This window comes from Streptosporangium sp. NPDC006013 (assembly GCF_040614275.1).
In the GTDB taxonomy this organism is placed as follows: domain Bacteria; phylum Actinomycetota; class Actinomycetes; order Streptosporangiales; family Streptosporangiaceae; genus Streptosporangium.
This window is the reverse complement of sequence record NZ_JBEXUE010000684.1, coordinates 1-4,167: the sequence shown is the minus strand read 5'-3', so window position 1 is coordinate 4,167 and position 4,167 is coordinate 1. Positions and strand designations below refer to the sequence as shown.

The window sequence follows — 4,167 nt, the reverse complement described above, 5'->3', positions numbered from 1 at the left end:
CTCAAGGTTTCGCACCACGGTGTAGAGCGATCCCCATTTGATCCTCATGTCCCGGTCCTTGCCGCGCTCGCGCAGCACGGAGGCCACCCCGTTCGTCGCGACGCTGGGCGGGTCCCGCCCAAGGCATGACGGGAACAGCCGCGGAGCCGGGATCGTTCCTCATGATGCCTTCCGGTCCCCGTTCGTCGCGACGCTGGGCGGGTCCCGCCCAAGGCATGACGGGAACAGCGGCGGAGCCGGGATCGTTCTGCAGGCACTGGCGACTTCAGGAGCGTGGGCCGCATGGCGGGCAGCAGATCGATCGGGCGTCTCCTCGTGGGCGGGCTGGCACTGGCCGCCGCCGGATGGGCGTTGAAGGACATCCCCGCGGAACTCGGGGGCAGGGCCAGGGGGGAGCGGCTGGAGCGGATGCGCCGCTCGCCGCAGTTCCACGACGGCCTCTTTCGCAACTCCACGCCCGGCGTCTTCGTACCCTCGCCGCAGAGCGCGCGGGAGATCGCCTGGAACATGCTGCACAACCGCGAGGAGCGCCGCCCGGCCACGCCGGTCCCGGTGGTGACCGCACCGGTGGGCGGGCCGTCCCCGACCGGGCTGAGCGTCATCTGGTACGGTCACGCCACCGCGCTGCTGGAGATCGAGGGCCGCCGCGTGCTCGTCGACCCGGTGTGGAGCAGGCGCGCCTCGCCCTCCCAGCTGGTCGGCCCGCGGCGCCTGCACCCGATGCCGGGGCCGCTGGCAGGCCTCCCGCCGCTCGACGCGATCGTGATCTCGCACGATCACTACGACCACCTCGACCGTGCGACGGTACGCGGCCTGCTCACGCTGCAGACCGCGCCGTTCCTGGTGCCGCTGGGGATCGGTGCCCACCTGGAGCGCTGGGGCGTGCCCGCCTCGCGGATCGTCGAGCTCGACTGGGACGAGGAGGCGAGCGTCGCGGGCCTGCGGTTCGTCGCGACCGCCGCCCGTCACTTCTCCGGTCGCACCCTCAACCGCAACGTCACCCTGTGGGGCTCCTGGGTCATCGCCGGCCGGGAGAGGAAGGTCTTCTACGCCGGCGACTCCGGGTACTTCGACGGCTACGCCGGGATCGGCGCCGCGCACGGCCCGTTCGACCTCACGCTCATGCCGATCGGCGCCTACAACGCCGCCTGGCCCGACATCCACATGAACCCGGAGGAGGCGGTCAACGCCCACCTCGACCTGGGCGGCAGGCTGCTCCTCCCGGTCCACTGGGCGACCTTCACCCTGGCCACGCACCCCTGGGCCGAACCGGTCGACCGCCTCTGGCGCGAGGCCAAGGCCCGTGACGTCCGCCTCGCCGTCCCCCGCCCGGGCGAGCGCGTCGACACCGCCGACGCCCCGCTGCTGGAGAGCTGGTGGGAACTGTTGCGCGGCGGCGAGACGGGCCGCCGGCCGCGACAGCCGTCGCTCCCTCCCGCACCGAGACTCTGAGCGACGAGCTTCACATCGTCGCTCCGGCGGCCGGGTGCGCGTGACGACCACGGCGGGATTTCAGGCCCTCGCGGTTCTCATCGACATACGGGCGCGAACGACGAGATCGTGCACCGCGTCCGCCGACGGCGCGGTGTCGGGAAGGCGGGAGGCGTCCCGCGCCTCCTCCAGTTCCCGGGTCAGCCGGTCGACGTCGCGGGCCAGTCGTGCCAGGCCCGGCGCGCCCGCCGGCAGCAGGCCGTGTTCGGCGGAGCGCTTGGCGGCGATCAGGTCACCGAGATAGGGCGGCCCGCCGGAGAGCCGGGTGAGGTCGGCTTCCAGCTCTCCGGTGCGCATCAGATGGACGCCGGTGAGCAGCACACGGAAGGTGTAGAGCAGCGGCTTGAGCTCGCCGGAGCGCTCGAACAGCCGCCACTGGGTGCGGGCGAATCCCAGATAGTGGTGGGCGTGGTGGCGGGTGACGCAGCCGGGGGCGGCGGCGATCATCTCCCGGTGGACCGGCGAGGTGGCCACCACCAGCGGGGAGAGCAACTGCTCCAGCACATAGCCGTTGCGGCGCAGCAGCAGGCGGCAGAACTTGGCCAGGTCGTGGGTGACCAGGTCCACCTCGACACCGTCGCGCACCCAGGAGCGGGTGAGGGTCTCACTCCCCGTCCGCAGGCCGACCACCTCCTCCAGCGGCAGCAGGTGAACGCCGCGCAGGTCGACATCGGAGTCGGCGGAAGGGAAACCGTACAGGTGCGCCCCGCTGATCGTGGCGAAAGCGGTCGGATGCGCCTGCCCGGCGGGAATCTCGGCCAGCCAGGACGGCAGGGGCACGATCACAGCGCCGCCTCTCTCGTACTCGCCAGATATTCCTCCACGCGCCGCCGGTCGGGTTCGGCGGGCAGCGTGCCCGTGCCGTCGAACCTCGCGGTCAGCTCGGAGCGCCAGCGGTTGACCTCATCCCAGGAGAGCTCTCCCCGCCGTACGGCGAGCAGCCGGTCGCGGTGGGCGTCCATTCGGACCAGGGGCTCGCCGTGGCGGACCAGGTGTAGACCGCTGAGCAGCAGGCGGACCATGTGCATGGCCTGCTTCCATCTGGGGCGCTCGGGATCCAACCGGCGGAACTGGGCGTTGGCGTATCCGACGAAGGTCTGTCCGGCCCGCCCGGAGACGAAGGCGCCCCGGATGGAGAGCAGTTCCTCGCCTGCGGCGGTGGCGTGCTCGACGATCGGGGACCACAGGCATTCCAGCACCGTCGGGTTGGCCTCCAACGCGAGCGCGCAGAACCGCTCGACCTCCCACGAGAACTGCTCGGGCAGCGGCCCCTCGACATGCGTGGGCGGCTTGGCCAGCCGCCAGAACAGCCGGGTCGGTGCCACGAAGACCCCGCGCCTGTCGACGTCGGAGTCCTCGCTTTCCAGCCCGTATGCCCGCGAGCCGACCACCACCGACAGCACCGAGTGATCCGGGACGTACCGTACCTCCATCCGCACAGCCTGCCAGCCCCGTGCCCGGCATCGGTACGGGTTTTCCCGGACACTCATCCGCCGCGCGTGGAGCGTGCGTGAGCGCCTCCCGAACGGATCCGGTGGTCGGTGCGCGCCGTCAGTACAGGTTCTCGCGGGCGTCGATGCTCAGGTCGTCGTCGATGAGCTTGGCCGACCACTCCAGGTCCAGTTGCTCCTTGAAGATCCGGCCTAGCGTGGGCCGCGCCCCGCGGTCCGGCCACCGCTCCGGCTGCCAGAGCGCCGAGCGCCGGAAGGCCTTGGCGCAGTGGAAGAAGCACTCCCGCACCTCGACGCTGACCGCCAGGGTGGGAACCTTCCCCTTCACCCGCAGGCCTTCCATGTACGGGGCCTGGCTGACCACCCGCGCCCGCCCGTTGACGCGCAGGGTCTCCTCGGTGCCCGGCACCACGAACAACAGGCCGACCTGCGGGTTGGTGACGATGTTGCGCAGGCTGTCGAGCCGGCGGTTGCCGGGCCGCTCGGGGATCACCAGCGTGTGGTCGTCGAGGACCAGCACGCCGCCGGGTTCCTCGCCGCGCGGGGAGACGTCGCAGGTGCCGTCGGATCCCGAGGTCGCCAGCAGCAGGAAGGGCGAGGTGGCGATGAAGTCCCGGGCGTGCTCGTCGAGGTGGCCGATGTCCTTGCGCAGGACGACCTCGCCGACCTCGCCGACGATCCGGCGGAGTTCTTCTTCCGAGTTGACCGTGACGATCGGGCCGGTCTCACCGGTATCGAGGGAAGGCATGAAGTAAGGCTAACCTTCCTTGATCCTTGCCTCAACGGCAGCCTTCCCGCCCGATGCGCGCATGGGGGTTCCGCGAGCAGGGGGAGGAACGGAATGGGGAAGAGCCCAGGCGCGGCGACCGGGCTGCTTCACACCCCCGAAGGGCGCATGCGTCCCGCGGGCGGCCGGGAAGTGGGACGTGAGGGGCACGGGGGCGGCGACCGATTCCCCCGAATACACCCCGGAACTCTCGCTTAACGCGAGATAGCCGCCTATTCGTTATATCTTTGATCTTGCAGGTCAAGATTGCTTCGCAGGAGATTGACCGGAGTTGTCAGGTTTATGCGACCCTCTGGGAGCTTTCCTCGATGAACAGATGGAAGACGATCATCGTCGCGCTGGCGCGGATGCCGTACTACCGGGTCGTGGGGGAGATACCTCGCAAGCGGCACGTGCAGTTCCGGCGGCCCGACGGCGGGCTGTACGCCGAGGAGCTGA

Annotated in this window: 4 protein-coding genes; 1 reads left to right on the top strand and 3 read right to left on the bottom strand. The window is 70.6% G+C overall.

What is annotated here, in order from left to right; all coding sequences use genetic code 11:
* Window positions 1-282 precede the first annotated feature (282 nt).
* Window positions 283-1,452, top strand: coding sequence for an MBL fold metallo-hydrolase (locus tag ABZ260_RS47795; RefSeq protein WP_355631699.1), 1,170 nt, complete (start codon window positions 283-285; stop codon window positions 1,450-1,452).
* 60 nt (window positions 1,453-1,512) lie between these two features.
* Here the strand turns inward: ABZ260_RS47795 and ABZ260_RS47790 are convergent, their stop codons facing one another.
* The 3 genes from ABZ260_RS47790 to ABZ260_RS47780 all read right to left on the bottom strand — a co-directional run bounded on the left by ABZ260_RS47790 (window position 1,513) and on the right by ABZ260_RS47780 (window position 3,690).
* Window positions 1,513-2,277: a nucleotidyltransferase domain-containing protein gene (locus ABZ260_RS47790; protein ID WP_355631696.1), complete on the bottom strand. Its 765-nt coding sequence runs from the start codon at window positions 2,275-2,277 to the stop codon at window positions 1,513-1,515.
* The gene (locus ABZ260_RS47785; RefSeq protein WP_355631693.1) at window positions 2,274-2,924 is read right to left on the bottom strand and encodes a nucleotidyltransferase domain-containing protein; all 651 of its coding nucleotides are present in this window, start codon (window positions 2,922-2,924) and stop codon (window positions 2,274-2,276) included. Before ABZ260_RS47785 ends, ABZ260_RS47790 begins: the two co-directional genes overlap by 4 nt.
* 118 nt (window positions 2,925-3,042) lie before the next feature.
* Window positions 3,043-3,690 carry a pyridoxamine 5'-phosphate oxidase family protein gene (locus ABZ260_RS47780; protein ID WP_355551835.1) on the bottom strand — a complete coding sequence of 216 codons (648 nt, stop codon included), beginning with the start codon at window positions 3,688-3,690 and terminating at the stop codon, window positions 3,043-3,045.
* Between the last annotated feature and the right edge of the window lie 477 nt (window positions 3,691-4,167).

What these genes read in the sequence shown, in the direction of transcription:
- ABZ260_RS47795 (WP_355631699.1), top strand. Translation starts at nt 283, where the DNA reads ATGGCGGGCAGCAGATCGATCGGGCGTCTCCTCGTGGGCGGGCTGGCA.
- ABZ260_RS47785 (WP_355631693.1), bottom strand. Translation starts at nt 2,924, where the DNA reads ATGGAGGTACGGTACGTCCCGGATCACTCGGTGCTGTCGGTGGTGGTC.
- ABZ260_RS47780 (WP_355551835.1), bottom strand. Translation starts at nt 3,690, where the DNA reads ATGCCTTCCCTCGATACCGGTGAGACCGGCCCGATCGTCACGGTCAAC.